This is a genomic window from Methylibium sp., from assembly GCF_965279545.1.
GTDB lineage: Bacteria > Pseudomonadota > Gammaproteobacteria > Burkholderiales > Burkholderiaceae_C > Methylibium.
On the sequence record NZ_OZ257250.1, the window covers coordinates 3,860,122 to 3,879,765 of the forward strand.

Annotated in this window: 20 protein-coding genes; 15 read left to right on the forward strand and 5 right to left on the reverse strand. The window is 69.6% G+C overall.

The window, feature by feature from the left end:
• Nucleotides 1-45: 45 nt before the first annotated feature.
• Together dprA and ACQY9S_RS18070 are read right to left on the reverse strand one after the other, a co-directional pair.
• Nucleotides 46-1,143 (reverse strand): DNA-processing protein DprA, encoded by a 1,098-nt coding sequence (gene dprA, locus ACQY9S_RS18065; protein WP_428421591.1) that lies wholly within the window; start codon nt 1,141-1,143, stop codon nt 46-48.
• Nucleotides 1,144-1,186: 43 nt separating this feature from the next.
• Nucleotides 1,187-2,353, reverse strand: coding sequence for a LysM peptidoglycan-binding domain-containing protein (locus ACQY9S_RS18070; RefSeq protein ID WP_428425808.1), 1,167 nt, complete (start codon nt 2,351-2,353; stop codon nt 1,187-1,189).
• Nucleotides 2,354-2,589: 236 nt separating this feature from the next.
• Between ACQY9S_RS18070 and def the strand changes: the two genes are divergently transcribed.
• The 11 genes from def (at nt 2,590) to ACQY9S_RS18125 (ending at nt 12,756) form a co-directional block, all read left to right on the forward strand.
• Nucleotides 2,590-3,102, forward strand: a complete 513-nt coding sequence (gene def / locus ACQY9S_RS18075) for a peptide deformylase (RefSeq protein WP_428421593.1) — start codon at nt 2,590-2,592, stop codon at nt 3,100-3,102.
• 5 nt (nt 3,103-3,107) lie between these two features.
• Nucleotides 3,108-4,052: a methionyl-tRNA formyltransferase gene (fmt, locus tag ACQY9S_RS18080; RefSeq protein WP_428421595.1), complete on the forward strand. Its 945-nt coding sequence runs from the start codon at nt 3,108-3,110 to the stop codon at nt 4,050-4,052.
• 82 nt (nt 4,053-4,134) lie between these two features.
• Nucleotides 4,135-4,995 carry a zinc metalloprotease HtpX gene (gene htpX / locus ACQY9S_RS18085; RefSeq protein ID WP_428421597.1) on the forward strand — a complete coding sequence of 287 codons (861 nt, stop codon included), beginning with the start codon at nt 4,135-4,137 and terminating at the stop codon, nt 4,993-4,995.
• 113 nt (nt 4,996-5,108) lie between these two features.
• Nucleotides 5,109-5,483: a hypothetical protein gene (locus tag ACQY9S_RS18090; protein ID WP_428421599.1), complete on the forward strand. Its 375-nt coding sequence runs from the start codon at nt 5,109-5,111 to the stop codon at nt 5,481-5,483.
• Between the two features lie 80 nt (nt 5,484-5,563).
• Entirely contained in the window at nt 5,564-6,367 is an 804-nt protein-coding gene (locus tag ACQY9S_RS18095) for an AzlC family ABC transporter permease (protein ID WP_428421600.1), read from the forward strand.
• Nucleotides 6,364-6,696: an AzlD domain-containing protein gene (locus tag ACQY9S_RS18100; protein ID WP_428421602.1), complete on the forward strand. Its 333-nt coding sequence runs from the start codon at nt 6,364-6,366 to the stop codon at nt 6,694-6,696. The genes ACQY9S_RS18095 and ACQY9S_RS18100 overlap by 4 nt, the downstream gene beginning before the upstream one ends.
• Nucleotides 6,697-6,763: 67 nt before the next feature.
• The gene (locus ACQY9S_RS18105) at nt 6,764-7,957 is read left to right on the forward strand and encodes a phosphoglycerate kinase (protein WP_428421603.1); all 1,194 of its coding nucleotides are present in this window, start codon (nt 6,764-6,766) and stop codon (nt 7,955-7,957) included.
• A 61-nt stretch (nt 7,958-8,018) separates the two neighbouring features.
• The gene (pyk, locus tag ACQY9S_RS18110; protein WP_428421605.1) at nt 8,019-9,449 is read left to right on the forward strand and encodes a pyruvate kinase; all 1,431 of its coding nucleotides are present in this window, start codon (nt 8,019-8,021) and stop codon (nt 9,447-9,449) included.
• A gap of 106 nt (nt 9,450-9,555) precedes the next feature.
• On the forward strand, nt 9,556-10,620 hold the full coding sequence (gene fba / locus ACQY9S_RS18115; protein WP_428421607.1) for a class II fructose-bisphosphate aldolase: 1,065 nt from the start codon (nt 9,556-9,558) through the stop codon (nt 10,618-10,620).
• A gap of 92 nt (nt 10,621-10,712) precedes the next feature.
• The gene (locus tag ACQY9S_RS18120; RefSeq protein WP_428421609.1) at nt 10,713-11,612 is read left to right on the forward strand and encodes a phosphoribosylaminoimidazolesuccinocarboxamide synthase; all 900 of its coding nucleotides are present in this window, start codon (nt 10,713-10,715) and stop codon (nt 11,610-11,612) included.
• Between the two features lie 28 nt (nt 11,613-11,640).
• Complete coding sequence (locus ACQY9S_RS18125) at nt 11,641-12,756, forward strand: hypothetical protein (RefSeq protein WP_428421610.1); 1,116 nt, start codon at nt 11,641-11,643, stop codon at nt 12,754-12,756.
• A 91-nt stretch (nt 12,757-12,847) separates the two neighbouring features.
• Here ACQY9S_RS18125 and ACQY9S_RS18130 read toward each other — a convergent pair whose 3' ends face one another.
• Nucleotides 12,848-13,789 (reverse strand): tetratricopeptide repeat protein, encoded by a 942-nt coding sequence (locus ACQY9S_RS18130; RefSeq protein ID WP_428421612.1) that lies wholly within the window; start codon nt 13,787-13,789, stop codon nt 12,848-12,850.
• Nucleotides 13,790-13,897: 108 nt separating this feature from the next.
• Here ACQY9S_RS18130 and purE point away from each other — a divergent pair, with 108 nt between their 5' ends.
• The 4 genes from purE to ACQY9S_RS18150 are packed head-to-tail and all read left to right on the forward strand — an operon-like array spanning nt 13,898 to nt 17,723.
• The gene (purE, locus tag ACQY9S_RS18135; RefSeq protein WP_428425810.1) at nt 13,898-14,377 is read left to right on the forward strand and encodes a 5-(carboxyamino)imidazole ribonucleotide mutase; all 480 of its coding nucleotides are present in this window, start codon (nt 13,898-13,900) and stop codon (nt 14,375-14,377) included.
• Between the two features lie 43 nt (nt 14,378-14,420).
• Nucleotides 14,421-15,614, forward strand: a complete 1,194-nt coding sequence (locus tag ACQY9S_RS18140; protein WP_428421614.1) for a 5-(carboxyamino)imidazole ribonucleotide synthase — start codon at nt 14,421-14,423, stop codon at nt 15,612-15,614.
• Nucleotides 15,615-15,616: 2 nt separating this feature from the next.
• Nucleotides 15,617-16,627 (forward strand): L-threonylcarbamoyladenylate synthase, encoded by a 1,011-nt coding sequence (locus ACQY9S_RS18145; RefSeq protein ID WP_428421615.1) that lies wholly within the window; start codon nt 15,617-15,619, stop codon nt 16,625-16,627.
• A gap of 49 nt (nt 16,628-16,676) precedes the next feature.
• Complete coding sequence (locus ACQY9S_RS18150; RefSeq protein WP_428421617.1) at nt 16,677-17,723, forward strand: hypothetical protein; 1,047 nt, start codon at nt 16,677-16,679, stop codon at nt 17,721-17,723.
• A gap of 81 nt (nt 17,724-17,804) precedes the next feature.
• On the opposite strand, the gene ACQY9S_RS18155 is transcribed toward ACQY9S_RS18150, so the two are convergent.
• Together ACQY9S_RS18155 and dacB are read right to left on the reverse strand one after the other, a co-directional pair.
• On the reverse strand, nt 17,805-18,092 hold the full coding sequence (locus ACQY9S_RS18155) for a SemiSWEET family sugar transporter (RefSeq protein ID WP_428421619.1): 288 nt from the start codon (nt 18,090-18,092) through the stop codon (nt 17,805-17,807).
• Nucleotides 18,089-19,627: a D-alanyl-D-alanine carboxypeptidase/D-alanyl-D-alanine endopeptidase gene (gene dacB, locus ACQY9S_RS18160; RefSeq protein ID WP_428421621.1), complete on the reverse strand. Its 1,539-nt coding sequence runs from the start codon at nt 19,625-19,627 to the stop codon at nt 18,089-18,091. The genes ACQY9S_RS18155 and dacB overlap by 4 nt, the downstream gene beginning before the upstream one ends.
• Nucleotides 19,628-19,644 lie beyond the last annotated feature (17 nt).

Below are 19,644 nucleotides of genomic sequence, written 5' to 3' on the forward strand. Positions count from 1 at the left end.
GCGGCGCGTGTCCTGAGGGGTGTAGGAAAGGGGTCCGCCGGATCTTCAGGCGCGCACCAGACGTTGGAACAGCTGTCCGGGCAGCCGCGCCACTTCACCCGCCAGCTCGAGCTCGAGCAAGCGAGCACTCAGTTCGGCGGGAGGCCAACCCAGGCGGGCACTCAGGGCATCGAGGGTCACGGGATCGAAGCCGATGGCGGCCAGCACCGGGTCGCCATCGGGTGAGGCCGCGGTCGACGTGGCGGCTGCCGCGATCGGCTCGAGCCGCAATTCTTCGAGGATGTCTGCAGCGCTGTCAACCAGCTTGGCTCCCTGCTTGATCAGCGCGTGACAGCCACGCGATTGCGGTGCGTGAATCGACCCCGGGATCGCAAACACCTCCCGGCCGGCTTCGAGCGCCAGCCGAGCGGTGATCAAGGAGCCCGATTGCAACGCGGCCTCGACCACCAAGGTGCCCCGGGTCAGGCCGGCGATCAGGCGGTTGCGCTGGGGGAAATGCGGCGACAGCGGCGGTGTGCCGAGTGCGTACTCGCTGACGATCAGACCTTCTTCGGCAATGCGGTGGGCCAGCGTCAGGTGGCGCTTCGGATAGACGCGATCGAGTCCGGTGCCGACCACGGCGATCGTCGACCCGGCGTTGCCGAGCGCGCCTTTGTGGGCGGCGCCGTCGATCCCGAGCGCCAGGCCGGACACGATCGTCAGGCCGGCACGGCTCAAGGCCGAAGCGAAGTTGTGCGCGTTCTCGGCGCCCTGGGGGCTAGGGTTGCGGCTGCCGACCACAGCCACCGCCGCCGCGTTCAACAGACTGACGCGGCCTACGGCATAAAGAAACAAAGGCGGATCGGCGGTTTCGAACAATGCGCGTGGGTAGGCGGGGTCTCCCAGCGTGATCACGTGCCGCTGCGCTTCGTCAGCCTTCAGCCATTGCCAAGTTGCCGACGCCAGTGCATCGAGCGAGGGGGGCGTCGCGCCCAGTGCTTCGGCTTGGGCAGGTGTCAGCAGCTCGCGGCGGGCACCGGCCGGTGCGTCGAAGATCGCCTGCGGGGAACCGAAGGCCGCCAGCAGGCGGCGCGCGGTCTGTCTTCCGATCGACGGGGTGTCGACCAGCCGCAGCCAAGCCGCGAGTTCATCGCGTTCGATCATCTCGGCTGAGGGACAGCGACCGCAGAAGCCTTCGCTCGGCGACTCAGGGCTCGGTGAAGCGGTCGCCGCGGGTGACCGGGTCGCTGACGTTGAGGATCAGCGCATAGGACATGCGCTCGAACACGCGGAACACGAACAGCAGACCGTGGCGTTCGTCCGGCAAGCGGATCGCCTGACCCGGGCCCGCTTGTGTCAGGTCGCGCTCCAGGGCGCCAGCGCGCCACAGGGCGAGCACGTGGCCACGCTCCACACCGTCGCGAGCACCCTTGTTCAGGGAGACGATCTGGTTCTGGCCTGCATTCAAGGCCTCGCCATAGACCGACACGATGCGGCCGCTGATCGGAGCCGCGGGCGGGCGGGGGACGTAAGGCGCGTAGTCCTTCGCCTGTGCTGGCGCCAGGCGGTTGGAGACATTGGCCTCCAGCTTGGCCGATGTGATGCGGAACGTGGCGGGCACGATCTCACCCTGGCTGTTGGTCCCGCCTTCCTTCTCGTACTGGGCGGTGGCGACGTAGGTGCCCTCATAGCCAAGGATGGCGTTCGTGTCGGGATCGCGCAGTGCCTTGGGTTGCTGAAAAACGCGCCATTCGCGCACATTGGTGAGGTCGCCGCGGACGTAGGCGGCATCACCCTTGCCCAGCAGCACTCGGCCTTCCTGCGCTGCGACGATGCGCGGCGCGCGATCGAGTTCATCGCTGTCGAAGATCACCGCGTCATTGAGGAAACCCTCGATGAACTTCAGCGGTACGGCGGCGATCGGGCCGTCCGAAGGGCCGGTGTCGCGCACCTGCGGCGACAGCCTGACCGTGCCGCCGGGCTGGTCGCCGGCCATCCGCAGGCGCGCTCGGTCGCCATTCTTCTCGAGCACCAACTGCTGCCCTGGGTAGATCAGGTGCGGATTGCGGATCTGGTCGAGGTTCATGCCCCAGAGTTCGGGCCAGCGCCATTGCCGCTTCAGGAACACGCCGGAGATGTCCCACAGCGTGTCGCCGCGCTTCACCGTGTAGGTATCGGGCGCATTGGGCGCCAGTTCGGAGAGCGGTACACCCGCTTGGGCCACTTGCTGGGCCGTGCTGCGCTGCTGGCTCGTGATGGGGAAATTGGGTTCTGCGGCGGCTGCCGACATCGAAACGCCTGCCGCGAGGGCCGACCAGAGAGCAGTTGCAACCACACCGAGGGGCCGGCGTGCAGCGGGGGCAATTCGTGTCATCGAGCTCTCTCCGTGGACGGCCGGCTCCAACCTACCCGGCGCCCTGTGGTCTTTGCGAGGCTTGCGCCCCAGCTTGCAGCTTGGGCGAAAATCCTCACTTCGTTTCGAAGATTCTGCCCATAAACCCTTGATGCCGCAATGAAACCGGTCGGCCGGGGCCGCGACCATCGGTAGCCCTTCACGCCCGCTCGTTGCTTCTGATCCACACGCTTGCCGAAGCATTTCGTTACTCTGCCATGCCACTGCTCGACATCCTGCACTATCCCGACCCCCGTCTGCACACCGTGGCCAAGCCAGTGCGCGAAGTCGACGAGCGCATTCGCAAGCTGGTCGACGACATGCTCGAGACCATGTACGAGGCCCAGGGCGTCGGTCTGGCCGCCACACAGGTCGACGTCCATGAGCGGGTGATCGTTCTCGACGTGTCCGACGAGCGCAACGAACCGCGGGTTCTGATCAACCCCGAACTGCTGAGCGTCAGCGACGAGGTGGTGGTCGGTGACGAGGGCTGCCTGTCGGTCCCGCAGATTTACGACAAGGTGCCGCGCCATGCCCGCGTCACCGTCAGGGCGCTGGGGCGCGACGGCCGGCCCTATCAGTTCGATGCCGAGGAACTGCTCGCGGTCTGTGTCCAGCACGAGATGGATCATCTGATGGGCAAGGTGTTCGTCGAATACCTGTCGTCGCTGAAGCGCAACCGCATCAGGAGCAAGATGCTCAAGAAGACGCGCGACGAGGCCGGGGACTGAGGCCTGTGCGTATCGCCTTTGCCGGCACGCCGGAATTCGCGCGCGTCGCTTTGCAGCGGCTGCTGGACGCCGGACTCGACGTTGCGCTGGTCCTGACCCAGCCCGACCGGCCTGCCGGTCGGGGCATGAAGTTGCAGGCCTCGGCCGTCAAGACCCTCGCGCTGGAGCGCGGCCTGTCCGTCGGGCAGCCGCGCAGCCTGCGCCTCGATGGAAAGTACCCGGACGAAGCGCTCGGAGCGCGGGCCGCGCTCGAGACAGCACGGGTCGACGCGATGGTGGTGGCCGCCTATGGCTTGATCCTGCCGGCCTGGGTGCTGCGATTGCCCGCGCGCGGCTGCCTGAACATTCACGCGTCGCTGCTGCCGCGCTGGCGCGGCGCGGCACCGATCCATCGCGCCATCGAGGCGGGTGATGCGGATACCGGCATCACCATCATGCAAATGGACGAGGGGCTGGACACCGGCGACATGTTGCTGGTCGAGCACGAAACGATCCGTGCCGACGACAGTACCGCGACGCTCCACGACCGGCTGGCCGTGCTCGGAGGTCGCCTGATCGTCGAAGCGCTCGAAGCCGTCCGCCGCGGCGGGCTGGCCCGCCGTCCGCAGCCGGCCGAGGGCGTGACCTATGCCCACAAGATCGAGAAGGCCGAGGCCGCGATCAACTGGGCGCAGCCGGCGGCGGTGATCGAACGCCGCCTGCGCGCCTTCGATCCCTTCCCCGGCGCCAGCTTCCAGCACGCCGGTGAGATGGTGAAGGTGTGGCGTGCGGTGCCGTCCCCGGCGCAAGGTGCGCCGGGGACGGTGCTCGAAGGCGGCGAAGGCCTGCGGATTGCCTGTGGTGAGGGCTCGCTGGACTTACTGCAGCTGCAGCGCCCCGGCGGGCGCCGCATCGGCGCGCGAGAGTTTCTGGCATCACGGCCGGCGCTGACCGCGGGCACGAAACTTTGACCGCCGCGCAGCCGGGCATTGAACTCCCCGGGTCATCCCGCATCTACGCGTTGGCGCCGCCAACGGCGCAGGAGGACGAAGCATGTTCAATCTGATGAAAACCGCCGTGCTGATGGCCGCCATCACGGCGCTCTTCATGGCCATCGGTTCGGTGCTGGGCGGCCGGCAGGGCATGGCGATCGCGCTCGTCGTTGCGCTGGGCATGAACTTCTTCAGCTACTGGTTCAGCGACAAGATGGTGCTGAAGATGTACAACGCGCAGGAGGTCGATGAGTCCTCGGCGCCGCAATTCCACCGCATGGTGCGCGAACTCGCGGCCTGCGCCGAGCTGCCGATGCCCAAGGTCTACCTGATCAACGAAGATGCGCCGAACGCCTTTGCGACGGGCCGCAACCCGCAGCACGCCGCGGTGGCCGCCACCACCGGCATCCTGCGCGTGCTGTCCGAGCGTGAACTGCGCGGTGTGATGGCCCACGAGCTGGCGCACGTGAAGCACCGCGACATCCTGATCAGCACCGTCAGCGCGACGATGGCCGGTGCGATCTCGATGCTGGCCAATTTTGCGATGTTCTTCGGTGGGCGCGACAGCGAAGGCCGCCCGGCCAACCCGATCGCCGGCATCCTGGTGATGCTGCTCGCGCCGCTGGCCGCAGGCCTGATCCAGATGGCGATCAGCCGGGCCCGTGAGTTCGAGGCCGACCGGGGCGGTGCGGAGATCTCCGGTGATCCGCAGGCCCTGGCCAGCGCCTTGCAGAAGATCCAGCGCTATGCCCAGGGCATTGCGCTGGAGGCCGCCGAGCGTCACCCGGAGACGGCGCAGATGATGATCATGAACCCGCTGTCCGGCGGCGGGCTGCGCGGCCTGTTCAGCACTCATCCGGCCACCGAGGAGCGCGTGGCCAGGCTGATGGCCATGGTCCCGCCGCAGGGCCTGCGGGCCTGAGTCAGGAGCCGGTCCGGCCTGCGGTCCCGCTGCGGCGGGGCCTTTCTGTTGGCGGGGGGCTCAAGTGGCGGTGGGCATTGCCGATAAGCCAGCGAAGCCTGTTTGCACCGACCATGTTCTCCTTCCGCCTACTCTCCCTGCTTGCCGTGGCACTGCTCGCCGGCTGCGATCTGCTTGGCACCGAGGCCGCCGAGAAGACGGCCGCCCTGAGAGAGGCCGATGGCAAGGCGATCGGCAGTGCCTGCCGCCAGGCGGGCCGCGCGATCGAGGACTGCTACGCGCTCAACGCCAAGGCGCAGCGTGCGGCGATGTTCGCCGGCTGGCGGGAGATGGACGAGTACATGCGCGAGAACAAGCTCGACATCGTGGCACCCCAGGTACCGAGGCCGGGTGTGCGGGCGGCGGAACCCGAAGTGGCGAAGAGCGAGGTCGCAGTGCCGACGCCCGCCGAGTCGAAGCCGGACAAGCGCAAATCCCACGCGTCCTGAAGACGGTCGCCCGTCGCGTCACGGAGGCGGTGGCTGCGGCCCCGCACTGAACCCAGCCGACCGGTGGGACAATCCGGCGCATGTCGATGCCTTCCTTGCGCTCCGTCGTCAGTCACCCCGCCTACCGCAGCGGCGTGAGCGAGATGGCCGGCGTGTCGCTGGGCATCGCGGCCTGGGGGCTGGTGACGGGCGTGGCGATGGTCAAGAGCGGCCTGTCGGTCCCGCTGGCGCTGCTGATGACCTTCACGGTGTTCGCCGGCAGCGCGCAACTCGCGACCGTCCCGCTGATCGCCCTGAGTGCGCCGGTCTGGGTGATCTGGGCCACCGCCTTCTGCGTCAACCTGAGGTTCGTGATCTTCAGCGCCCAATGGCGGCCTTTCTTCATGCGCTTCCCGCTGAGGCTGCGCCTGGCGCTCGGGTATTTCTCGGGCGACATCAACTACGTGCTGTTCATGCGGCGCTATGCCGAACCGCCGGCCGAGGGCGAGGCCCCGCAAGGGCAGATCGAGTACTTCTGGGGCTCGGTCACCGCCAACTACCTGGCGTGGCAGATTCCCTCGGTGGTCGGCATCCTGCTGGCCGACGTCGTGCCGACGCAGTGGGGCCTGGGTTTCGCCGGCACCCTGGCGCTGCTCGGCCTGACCTACTCGCTGGTCTCGGACCGCGCGACGCTGTTCGCGGCCGTGGTGGCGGGCGCCGCCGCGGTCGCCGCTTTCGCGTTGCCATTCAAGCTCTACATCGTGGTGGCGATCGCCGCGGCCGTGTGCGTCGGTCTGATGATCGACGGCGGCGACGATGCCGGCCGTCGCCTGCGCAGCTGGCTGGAGCGCGGCGCATCGCGCCGCATCGATGCGCACTCGCGCGACAAGGAATGCACGGCGTGAACACCGGCGAGCTCCTGCTGACGATCGCCGGGTTGACGGTCATCACCGTCGTCACACGCTCCTTCTTCTTCCTGTCCGAGCGCGAGCTGGCCTTGCCCGACTGGGTGAAGCGCGGTCTGCGCTATGCGCCGCTCGCGGCGCTGGCCGCGGTGGTGGTGCCAGAGGTCGTGATGAGCCAGGGCCACGTGGTGGCGCAGCCCTGGTACGACGCCCGCTTCTACGCCGCGGCCGTGGCGACGGCCTATTTCTTCTGGCGTCGCGGCATCCTGGGCACCATCGTCACCGGCATGGCGGTGCTGCTGCCGCTGCGCCTGGGGCTGGGCTGGTAGCCCGGCATCGGGGCCGGCGCCGTCACGACACCCAACCTGCAATCCATACCGTCCGAGGAGTCAGTCTTTGAAGGTTCTGCGGTTCTCCGATCTCATCCAGCAAGGCCGCGTCGCCGGTCAGCGCGTCTTCATCCGGGCCGACCTGAACGTTCCTCAGGATGACGCCGGGCGCATCACCGAGGACACCCGCATCCGCGCCTCGATCCCCTGCATCGAGATGGCGCTCGCTGCCGGCGCGGCGGTGATGGTGACCTCGCACCTCGGCCGCCCGACCGAGGGCGAATTCAAGCCCGAGGATTCGCTGGCGCCGGTGGCGCGGCGGCTGGCCGAGTTGCTGGGCCGCAAGGTGCCGCTGCTGCAGAACTGGACCGACGGCGTCGAGGTCGCGCCGGGCGAGCTGGTGCTGCTCGAGAACTGTCGCGTCAACCAGGGCGAGAAGAAGAACGACGAAGCGCTGGCCCGCAAGATGGCCGCGCTCTGCGACATCTTCGTGCACGACGCCTTCGGCACCGCCCACCGCGCCGAGGCCTCGACCTATGGCATCGCGCAGTACGCCAAGATCGCCTGCGCCGGCCCGCTGCTGGCGGCCGAGATCGACGCGATCACGAAGGCGCTGAAGAACCCGAAGCGCCCGCTGGTGGCCATCGTCGCCGGCTCGAAGGTCAGCACCAAGCTGTCGATCCTGAAATCGCTGGCAGCCAATGTCGACCAGTTGATCGTCGGCGGCGGCATCGCCAACACCTTCATGCTCGCCAGCGGGCTGCCGATCGGCAAGTCGCTGGCCGAGCCCGATCTGGTCGGTGAAGCCAAGGCCGTCATCGAGATGATGAAGGCGCGTGGCGCCGCCGTGCCCATCCCCAGCGACGTGGTCGTGGCCAACGAGTTCTCGGCCATCGCGCGGGCCAACAAGGTGGCCGCGACCGAGGTGCAGCCCGACGACCTGGTCCTGGACATCGGCCCGCGCACCGCGGCCGAGCTGGCCGGCATCATCGCGCGGGCCGGCACGGTGGTCTGGAACGGTCCGATGGGCGTGTTCGAGTACGACCAGTTCGCCGGCGGCACCCGCACGCTGGCCGCGGCGATCGCCCATTCGCCCGCGTTCAGCATCGCGGGCGGCGGCGACACGCTGGCGGCGATCGCCAAGTACGGCATCGAGAAGGACATCGGCTACATCTCCACCGGCGGCGGGGCCTTCCTGGAGGTGCTCGAAGGCAAGACGCTGCCGGCCTTCAAGATCCTCGAGCAGCGCGCCGCCGGCTGAACGACAGATCGAACGGGGCGCTGCGGCGCCCCTCGCTTCTTTGGAACCCTCACACATGACCATGAACCGCGCCACCAAGATCGTCGCCACCCTCGGCCCCGCCTCCTCCACGCCCGAAGTGCTCGAACGCATGATCACGGCCGGTGTCGACGTGGTGCGGCTGAACTTCTCGCACGGCAGCGCGCAGGACCACATCGCGCGCGCGGCGCTGGTGCGCGAGGTCGCGCAGCGGGCCGGCAGGGAGGTCGCGATCATGGCCGACCTGCAGGGGCCGAAGATCCGGGTCGGCAAGTTCGCGCAGGGCAAGGTGATGCTGGAGCCCGGTGCCGCGTTCGTGCTGGACGCCGCACGCAGCGAGCCGGGCGACCTGCAGGCCGTCGGCCTGGACTACAAGTCGCTGCCGCGCGACGTGAAGCCCGGCGACACGCTGCTGCTCAACGACGGCCTGATCGTGCTGACGGTCGACAAGGTGGTTGGCGAGGCCGTGCACACCATCGTCAAGGTCGGTGGCGAGCTGTCCAACAACAAGGGCATCAACAAGCAGGGCGGCGGCCTCACCGCGCCGGCGCTGACCGCGAAGGACATGGAGGACATCAAGACGGCGATGAGCTTCCAGTGCGAGTACCTCGCGGTCAGCTTCCCGAAGAATGCGACCGACATGGAGATGGCGCGCCAGCTGGCCAACGTGGCCGGCGAACCCTGGCGCCACAAGCCGGCGCTGATCGCGAAGATCGAGCGCAGCGAGGCCATCCCCGTGCTCGAGCAGATCCTCAAGGCCAGCGACGGCATCATGGTCGCGCGCGGCGATCTGGCGGTCGAGGTCGGCAACGCCGCGGTGCCCGCGCTGCAGAAGCGCATGATCAAGCTGGCGCGCGAGCTCGACAAGGTGGTGATCACCGCGACGCAGATGATGGAGTCGATGATCGTCAACCCCGTGCCCACGCGCGCGGAGGTGAGCGACGTGGCCAATGCGGTGCTCGACGGCACCGATGCGGTGATGCTCAGCGCGGAGACGGCGGCCGGCAAGTACCCGGTCGAGACCATCGAGCAGATGGCCGCCATCGCGTTCGCCGCCGAGCGCGCCGAGGACGTGGCGCTCGACGCCGACTTCACGAACAAGCACTTCGGACGGATCGACCAGAGCATCGCGATGGGCGCGCTGTTCACCGCCCACCACCTGGGCTGCAAGGCGATCGTGGCGCTCACCGAGTCCGGTTCGACGGCGCTGTGGATGAGCCGCCACAAGATCCACGTGCCGATCTTCGCCCTGACTTCGCAGCAGCAGAGTCTGCGCAAGATGACGCTGTACCGCAATGTGCGTCCGATGCTGATGCCGTCGTACACCGATCGTGACGAGGCGCTGGCCAAGGCCGAGGCCCTGCTCGTGGGCGGCGGCGTGCTCAAGCCGGGGGATACCTATGCCATCACCTGCGGCGAGCCCATGGGGCACCCGGGGGGCACCAACATGCTCAAGGTCTGCCGCGTCGCCTGAGCAAGGGGGTCTCGGCCTGTTCCGGTGCCGATCGGACGCCTAAAATCCCCGTTTCGCGGCGGGGCCCATCGGGCCACCGCCCTGTTGTCGACTTTCGGAGATTCCCATGCCTCTCGTTTCCATGCGTCAGCTGCTCGATCATGCCGCCGAGCAGGGCTATGGCATCCCGGCCTTCAACGTCAACAACCTCGAGCAGGTGCAGGCGGTGATGAGCGCCGCCCACGAGGCTGGCGCGCCAGTGATCCTGCAGGCCAGCGCCGGCGCGCGCAAGTACGCCGGCGAGAACTTCGTCAAGCACCTGATCCAGGCGGCGATCGAGACCTGGCCGCACATTCCACTGGTGATGCACCAGGATCACGGACAGAGCCCCGATGTCTGCAAGGGCGCCATCGACCTCGGTTTCAGCTCGGTCATGATGGACGGCTCGCTGCAGGCCGACGGCAAGACCATCGCCAGCTACGACTACAACGTCGACGTGACGAGGAAGGTGGTCGACCTGGCTCACAGGCTCGGTGTCACGGTCGAAGGCGAACTCGGCTGCCTGGGCTCGCTGGAAACCATGAAGGGCGACAAGGAAGACGGCCACGGCACCGAGGCCACCATGACGATGGAACAGCTCCTCACCGACCCGGAAGAGGCCGCCGACTTCGTCAAGCGCACCCAGCTCGACGCGCTGGCGATCGCCATCGGTACCAGCCACGGTGCCTACAAGTTCACCCGCAAGCCGACCGGCGACATCCTCGCGATCGGCCGCATCAAGGAAATCCACAAGCGCATTCCCAACACCCACCTGGTGATGCACGGCAGCTCCAGCGTGCCGCAGGACTTGCTGGCCGAGATCCGCCAGTACGGTGGTGACATGAAGGAAACCTACGGTGTGCCGGTTTCCGAGATCCAGGAAGCCATCAAGCACGGCGTGCGCAAGATCAACATCGACACCGACATCCGGCTCGCGATGACGGCGGCGATCCGCAAGTTCTTCGCCGAGAACCCGAGCAAGTTCGATCCCCGCGAGTACCTGAAACCCGCCACGGCGGCGGCCAAGGCGATCTGCAAGCAGCGCTACATCGAGTTCGGCTGCGAAGGCCAGGCGCCGAAGATCAAGGGTGAGACCCTGGCGGTGGTGGCCTCGAAGTACGCCAAGGGCGAGCTGGCCCAGGTCGTGCAGTAAGCCGGCCGCGCCCGCCGCCAGGCTTCCCGGTCCGCGCTCCGGCGCGGGCTTGCCCCCTCCCCGGACCCGATGTGACTGCCGCCTTGCCTCCGATGCCTGCCCCCCCGCTGCTCGAAAGCCACCTGCAATCGCTGCCCCTGCTGGCGCGGGGCAAGGTGCGTGACAACTACGCGGTCGGCAGCGACCGTCTGTTGATGGTGGCGAGCGACCGGCTCAGCGCCTTCGACGTGGTGATGGGCGAGCCCATCCCCGGCAAGGGCGAGCTGCTCACGCGCATGGCCTTGTTCTGGTTCGCCAAGCTCGGGCACCTGGTGCCCAATCACCTGACCGGCGAGGCGCCGCAGAGCGTGGTCACCGAAGCGGAACGCGCGCAGGTCGTGGGCCGTTCGATGCTCGTCAAGCGGCTCAGGCCCTTGCCGGTGGAGGCGGTGGTGCGCGGCTACCTGGCCGGCTCGGGCTGGAAGGAGTACCAGCACACCGGCGAGGTCTGCGGGGTGAAGCTGCCGCCGGGGCTCCAGTCCGCCAGCAAGCTGCCGGCGCCGATCTTCACGCCGGCCACCAAGGCCGAGATGGGCGAGCACGACGAGAACATTTCTTTCGAGCGCATGGCCGAGATCATCGGCGCACCGCTCGCCGAGCAGGTGCGGCGCGTCGCGATCACGCTCTATGAAACCGCGGCGGCCTTCGCCCTCTGCAAAGGCATCATCATCGCCGACACCAAGTTCGAGTTCGGCCTCGACGACGCCGGCACGCTGACGCTGATGGACGAGGTGCTCACGCCCGACTCTTCGCGCTTCTGGCCGGTCGAGGGCTATGCCGAGGGTGGTAACCCGCCGAGCTACGACAAGCAGTTCGTGCGCGACTGGCTGGAGCAGGCGGTGGTCAACGGTCGACCCTGGAACAAGCAGGCGCCAGCGCCGGCCTTGCCAGCCGACGTGGTGGAGCGCACCGCGGCCAAGTACCGCGAAGCGCTCGAACGGCTGACGGCCTGAGCCGTTCCGCGAGCGAAGCAGGCCCTGCATGAACTCGCGCCTGCTCGCCTGCCTCGACGCCGCGATCGCGCAGGCGGTCGATGCCGTCGAGGCGGACGTGCTGCGGGCCGAGCGCGTGAGCCTGCTGGCGCGCGAAGGGCGGGTTGCCGAAGCACGCAGCGCGCTCGCGCCGCTGCAACGGCGGCTCCACCTGCGCCCTAACGCCGCCACCGCCACGGCCGTTGCGCTGGCCGACGCGATGGTCGACTATTTCAGCGACCTCAGCGGTCAGGCGCGCGCCAAGCTGCAGCAGGCACTTTCGCTGAGCCTGTCGGCAAACCGGGTACCGCTGCAGGCCGTGTGCCTGGCCTGGCTGGCGCACCTGGACTACGTACACGGCGAGATGGAAGGCGTTGCGCAGCATGCGTCGCAGGCGCTGCGCCTGGCCGCACCCGACCACCATTCAGCCCGTTCGCGCGCCTGCCTGGTGGTGGCGATGAGCTACCACCACGCCGGGCGGCTGGACCGGGCGCAAGCCTGGTACGCCCAGGCACGCCAGCACGCCAGCGCCGAAGGCGACGCGGCGACGATCAGTGCGTTGATGCACAACATGGCGGCGCTGCGCAGCGACCAGGCCCGCACCGCAGCGGTGTTCGCCGACGACGCGAAGCACCAGGACGTGGCGCTTCAAGCGCTGACGGCTGCCGAGTCCTCCGGGCATTTCGACGACCGCGTCGGTGGAACCGCGCTGGCCGTGCTCCGGCCGATCCTGCGCGCCCAGACGCTGGTGACCCAGTCGCGGTATGCCGAGGCCCTGGTGCTGTTCGAGGCGCACTTCGGCGACGCGCTGGCGACGGGGCTGGGGCGCCTTGAATGCAGCCTGCGTGCCGATGTCGCGTGGTGCCGGGCGCAGCTGAGGCAGTCGGCGCTGGCCCAGGAGCAGGCGAAGGCCGCGGTGGCGGCACTGCGGCCCGAATGCGATCTCGACGATGTTGCGCTGACGCACGGACGGCTGGCGCAGGTGTACCGGCTGCTCGGCGACGCCGAGAGCGCCGAGCAGCACGGACGCAAAGCGCAAGAGCACTGGCAACGCCACACCGTGGAGCAAGCGCGGATCGTCTCCGTGATGGATGCGACGTTCGCAAAGGTGTCGGGTCCGGGCTGATCGGCGGGCAGCGAAACCTCCGGGTCACCCCGGCGTGTTTCACGGACCGACTGGCGCACGGCGCGCCCAGCCCCGGGGCCGCTCGTTCAGTTCAGAACAGCACCATGCTGAGTTTGCGCCGGTAGCCGTCGACCACGGGGTCGCTGGCCACGGCGGCGGCCTTGCCGGCGATCTCTAGCGTGCCCTTGGCTTCGGTCGGGGCCGCCTTCGGTTGCGGCTTGCTCAGCAGCTCGAGGATGGCGACGTAGAGCTTGCGCGCCCGCTCGTCGGACCAGGCTTTGTCGCGCATCAGGATCTCGAGCAGTTCGTCCATGGCCTCGGTGTGGCGCTGTGCGGCCATGTGCGTCTGCGCCAGCTCGAAGCGCGCGGCGAAGTCACGTTTGTCGGCGCCGATCGCGGCCGCCAGCGCCTCGGGCGCGCGGGCCTTCGCGGCGACCTCGCAGGCCTCGAGCCACAGCGCCAGGGCGCTGGCGCGCGCGTCGACGATCGCCTTCGGCCCCAGCGGCTCGTACACGCGACGGGCGTCGGCGGTGCGGCCGGCTTCGAGCAGGCGCTTGACGTAGTCGGCCCGGATGGCGTCGTCGCCCGGCGCGATGGCCAGTGCCTCCGAGAGCTTGGCGAGCGCGGCGTCGCTGTCGCCCTCGGCGGCAAGCAGCTCGGCCTCCTGCGCTTCTTCCACCGCGGCCAGCGCATCCGCGCTCGGCACGTGCTTGTCAAGGAAGCTGCGGATCTGCGACTCCGGCAGCGCGCCGACGAAGCCGTCGATCGGCTGGCCGCCGACGAACATCACGCAAAAAGGGATCGAGCGCACGCCGAAGGCCTGGCTCAGCTGGCCGGCGATGTCGGGCTGGTCGTCGCTGTCGAGCTTGGCAAGCGTGAAGCGGCCGGCGTAGTCCGCCTCCAGCTTCTCGAGCACCGGGCCGAGCGACTTGCACGGGCCGCACCAGGGCGCCCAGATGTCGAGCAGCACGGGGGTCTGCATCGACGCGTTGATCAGCTCGGCTTCGAAGTTCTGGAGGGTGATGTCGATCATCTGCGTCAGCTGGGGGCACCGGCCCGAAAGCCAAGCGCCGCCTACAATTTGAAGTTTTCCGGAACCGGAGCGGCCGTGAGCGCAGCGATTCCCCTGATCGGCGTGGTGATGGGTTCCAGCAGCGACTGGGACGTCATGCACCATGCGGCAGACATTCTGACCGAGTTCGGTGTGTCCTTCGAGGCGCAGGTCATCTCGGCGCATCGCATGCCCGACGAGATGTTCGCCTACGCCGGGGCGGCGCGCGGTCGCGGGCTGCGCGCGATCATCGCCGGCGCCGGCGGCGCGGCCCACTTGCCCGGCATGCTCGCGGCCAAGACCCCCGTGCCGGTGCTCGGCGTGCCGGTGCCGAGCAAGCATTTGCAAGGGGTCGATTCGCTGCACTCGATCGTGCAGATGCCCAAGGGCGTGCCGGTGGCCACCTTCGCGATCGGTGCGGCCGGCGCGGCCAACGCGGCGCTGTTCGCGGTGGCTTTGCTGGCGCATGACGACGTGCGCCTGCGCGAGCAGCTCGATGCCTGGCGTGCGCGCCAGACCGAGGCCGCCCGCGCCCAGACCGCCACGCTCTCGACGCGCCCCACCCCTTGATGCACAGACCGCCCTGCACGGGCCGGTCCCCGCTGGAATGCCGATGTCGAGCCACCACAAGACCATCCTGCCTGCAGCAGTCGCCGCAGGCGCCCAGGCCACCACGCTCGGCGTGATGGGGGGCGGCCAGCTCGGCCGCATGTTCGTCCACGCCGCGCAGCGCCTGGGCTATTTCACCGCGGTGCTGGACCCCGACGTGGCGAGCCCGGCGGGCCTGGTGTCGCATGTGCACGTGCAGACCGACTACCTCGACGAGCAGGGCCTCGCGCAGATGCTGCAGCGCTGCGCCGCGATCACCACCGAGTTCGAGAACGTACCGGCCGGTGCGCTCTACACGCTGGGCGCGCACCTGCCGGCCGCACCGGACGCCGAGGCGGTGGCGATCTGCCAGGACCGCGCGCGGGAGAAGCGGCATTTCGAGCAGTGCGGCGTGCCCTGCGCGCCGCACGCGGTGATCGCGACACCGGAGCAGCTCGCCGAGGTCGACGCCGCACTGCTGCCGGGCATCCTGAAGACCGCGCGCCTCGGCTACGACGGCAAGGGCCAGCGGCGCGTCGCCACGCGCGAGGCGCTCGCACAGGCCTGGGACGAGCTCGGGCGTGCGCCCTGCGTGCTCGAGAAGCTGCTGCCGTTGGCGCTCGAGATCAGCGTGATCCTGGCGCGCAACGCCGAGGGCGAGGTCGTCTCGCTGCCGGTGCAGCAGAACCTGCATCGCGACGGCATCCTGGCGGTGACGCAGGCCCCGGCACCGGACATCCCGGCCGCACTGGCCAGTGCAGCGCGTGGCGCGGCCGAACGCATCGCCGAAGGCATGAACTACGTCGGCGTGCTGTGCGTCGAGTTCTTCGTGCTGCAGGACGGCTCACTCGTCGTCAACGAAATGGCGCCGCGGCCGCACAACTCCGGCCACTACAGCATCGACGCCTGCGACGTCTCCCAGTTCGAGTTGCAGGTGCGCTGCATGACCGGCCTGCCGCTGGTCGCGCCCCGGCTGCACTCGCCGGCGGTGATGCTCAATCTGCTCGGCGACCTGTGGTTCGATGCCTCCGGCGAGGAGCGCACGCCCGACTGGGCCGCCGTGATGAGGCTGCCCGGCGCGCACCTGCATCTCTACGGCAAGAGCAGCGCGCAGCGCGGCCGCAAGATGGGCCACCTGACGCTGACCGCGGCCACCGCCGAGGCGGCGCGTGACACCGCGCTGCGCGCGGCCGGGTTGCTGGGCCTGCCGGCGTTCTGACGATGGCGCTGCTCGATGGCCACGCGCCGCAGGCGGTTGCCGAAGCGGCACGGCTGCTCGCGGCCGGCGGCCTGGTGGCCTTTCCCACCGAGACCGTCTACGGCCTCGGCGCGCGCGCCGACGACGATGCGGCCGTCGCGAGAATCTTCGCTGCGAAGGGCCGCCCGGCCGACCACCCGCTGATCGTGCACGTGGCCGATGCCGACGGTGCGCAGGCGTTCGCGGCCGAGCTGCCGCCGCTGGCACGGCGCCTGATGGCCGCCTTCTGGCCCGGCCCACTGACCGTGATCGTGGCGCGCCGTGAGGGCATTGCCGCAGCGGCCGCGGGCGGGCAGGGCACGATCGGCCTGCGCTGCCCCGCGCACCCGGTGGCGCAAGCGCTGCTGCGCTCGGCCGCGACGCTCGGCGTGCCGGGCGTCGCCGGGCCGAGTGCCAACCGCTTCGGCCGGGTCAGCCCGACGCGCGCCGCGCATGTCGTCGGCGAGTTCGATGCGGACCTGGCCGTGCTCGATGGTGGCGACTGCGAGGTCGGCATCGAATCGAGCATCGTCGACTGCTCGCGCGGCCACCCGGTGCTGCTGCGCCCCGGCGTGCTGGCGCGCGAGCGCATCGAGGCGGCGGCCGGCGAACCGCTGCGCGATGTCGCCGCGGCCGGCCTCGCCGGCAGCACCCCACGCGCGCCGGGCAGCCTGGTATCGCACTACGCGCCGCGCGCCACCCTGAGGCTGATGCCGGCCACCGCCCTGCGCACGGCGCTCGAGGTGCTGCCGGCCGATGCCCTGGCGAAGCAGGGCAGCAGCCGGCTGGCGGTATATTCCCGCAGCGTGGCGCCGCCACCGCGCCTGCATGCGCGCCGCATGCCGGACGATCCGGCCGCGGCGGCGCATGAATTGTTTTCCGTGCTGCGCGAGTTCGACGACGAAGGCGTGCAGTTGATCTGGGTTGAAGAGCCGCCCGATGGTCCTGCCTGGGAGGGCGTTCGGGACCGTCTGCAGCGTGCCGCCGCGCCGTGAGGGCGCCGACCCCCACACCCTTGCCTTTGCATTTGCATCTGGAGTGAGCATGACTGTTGGGATAGCTTGCGTTCGCGGTCTGCCGCGTGCGTTGTGTGCGCCGCTGCTGGCCGGCCTGCTGGCCTTGGCCGGCTGTGGCGGCGGTGACCGTGTCAGCACCTACGTGCCGCAGCGCCTGATCGTGTTCGGCGACGAATCCAGCGTCATCGCCGGCGGCAACCTGACCGACGTCAACGGCGGCACGATCACGGCCCTGGCAGGGGCCAAGTACTCGGTCAATGCGCAGGCCGTGGATGCGACCGGCGCACCGACCGGTGCGCTCGACTGCAACACTTACCCGCTCTGGATACAGGTGCTGGGCTCCCAGTACGGGATGGGCTTTGCGCAGTGCAACACCTTCTCGGAGGCCGTGCCGCGAGGAAAGATCTACGCGCAGGTCGGTGCGGGGATCACCGAGCTCCAGGCCCAGGTCATTCAGGCACGAACCGACGTCGGGGGCTTCGTGAGCACCGATCTCGCGACGGTGCTGGTGGGGCAGAAGGACATTCTCGACGCTTATGCGCAGTACCCGGCGCAAAGTGCCGATGCCGTCGTGGCGCTTGCCGAAGCGGCGGGTGGCGTGCTGGGCACGCAGGTCAACGCACTGGCGCAGTCGGGCGCACGGGTGCTGGTCGCCACGGTGCCGAACCTGGGGGCCACGCCGTTCGGTATCGCGCAGAACCTCGTCAGCGCCGAGCGAGCCGCGCTGCTCACGCGGATCACGGATCGCTTCAATGCGGGCATGCGTGCCGCGTTGATCAACGACGGTCGCCTGATCGGTCTGGTGCAGGCTGACGAGCAACTGCAACTGCTGATCAACAACCCTTCGGCTTATGGCTACGTCAGCGTGTCCACGGCCGCCTGCACCACGCTGAGCGCCATTTCCTGCACCGGCCCCACCGCCGGGACGACGAGCGTGCCGGCAACGCCGGGCACGCTGGTGACGGGTGCCACGGCCCTGAACTACCTGTGGGCCGATGACCGCCATTTCGGTGTGAACGGGCACGCCTCCCTCGGCACTCTCGCCGTCACGCGCGCAACCAACAACCCGTTCTGACGGGGGTTCAGCGCCAACCGCCTGCCTCGCCGGCTGGCACTGAGTTTGCCGGCCCCGGTGCCGGCCGGGGGGGGGGGGCGCTCAGTCGGCTTCGGGAGGTCGGGGCCCGCGCCGGTGTCGCAGCTTCAGGCCCAGCATCGCCAGCGACAGCACCAGCGTGACCGTGTTGGCGATCACCATCGGCCCCGAGCCGAGCACCAGCCCGTACAGCAGCCACAGCGCGATGCCGAGCGTGAACACGCCGTACATGGCCAGCGACACACCGCCCAGGTCGCGCGTGCGCCAGCTCAGCCAGACCTGCGGCACGAAGGCGGCCGTCGTCAGCGCGGCGGCGGCATAGCCGATGAGGTCCTGCACGACCGGGCTCATCGCTCGGTGTCGTCCGCGGTCCACTGCACCAGGGCGTCGAGCACCGGCCGCGCCGTCCCGGCGTTCGGGTGGTTGACGATCGCGACGAAGGCGTAGCGCCGGCCCGAGCTGCCCAGCACATAGCCGGCCAGGCCGATGGCGTCGCGCAGCGAGCCGGTCTTGAGGTGCGCGCGGCCGAGCGCGGCGCCCCAGTCGCGGCCCGGGCGGCGGGTCGTGCCGTCGACGCCGGTCAGCGGCAGCGAACTCATCAGTTCCGGCATCGCCGGGCTGGCCCACAGTGCCTGCAGCCAGGCGCCCAGGCAGCGCGCGCTGCTGCGCGAGCGGCGTGACAGACCGGAGCCGTTGTCGATCGAGAATTCCGCATCGGAGCAGGCGGCGCGCGTGCGCACCTGCGAGCGCAGAAGTTCCCGCGCCGCTTCGGCGGTGCTGGCTGCCACCGGTGCCGACGCCGGCAGCTGCGCCGATGCGGAGATGACCGGCCCGGTGCGCGCTGCCTGCTCCAGCCCGAGACTGAGGAAGAGCTGCTGTGCCATCACGTTGTTGCTGAACTTGTTGATGTCGCGCACCACGGCCGCCAGCGGCGGCGAGTTGACTTCGAAAAGGGGCAGCGCGCTCGGCGGCGTGACGCCGTTGCGCACGCCGCCGGCGAGCTGTCCCCCGAGCTCGTGCCACACGCCGGCGACCAGCCGCACGTTGTAGCTGCCGGGCTCGGCGTAGGCCACCGGCCAGGTTTTCTCGCCGCAACTTGCCGGATAGAGGCCCGTCAGGCGCAACCGCGCCGGATCGCTGAAGTCCAGTCTCAGGCTTGCACGCCAGTCACCGCATTCGCCGGACACGAGCGGCACCGCCGTGTCGATCTGCACCCCGGCGAGCGCGACGTCGGCGCTGACGCGGGCCACGCCGTGCAGCGGATCGGGAACGAGGCGCAGCGTGATCGACTTGAGGTTCAGCAGCAGGGCGTCGGGCCGCACGTTGTAGGGCCGCAGGCGTTCGCCGTCGAAGTCGGCCGGATCGCCGGCGTCGGCGCTGTCCAGCACGAAGGCGCTGCTGTCGAGCACGATGTCGCCGCGGATCTCGTGGATGCCGCGCTGCTGCACCTCCCGCAGCAGCAGCCACAGCCGCTCGATCACCAGCGTCGGATCGCCGCGGCCCTGGATCAGCAGATCGCCCTGCAGCACACCGTCGACCACCGGGCCGGTGGTCAGCACCGGCGTGGCCCACGTCCAGGCCGGCCCCAGCACGTCGAGCGCGGCGCCGGTCGTGTACAGCTTCATCAGCGAGGCCGGGTTGACCGGCTGCTGCGCGCGGTGCGCGAGGCGCGGCACGGTGCGCGCCGCGCCTTGCGGGCCCAGCTCGGCGACGTAGGCGACCAGCGCATCGGCGGGCAGCTGCGCGCGCCTGAGCGCGGCCTGCACGGCCGCCGGCAACTCGCCCCGCGGCGCCGATGGCGCAGGGCCGGCCGCCACCGCCGCGCCCCAGGCCAGGGCCGCAGCCCCCATGAGGCAGCGCCACAAGCGGCTCGGGCATCGGGTCATGGGCGCGATGGTAGCGG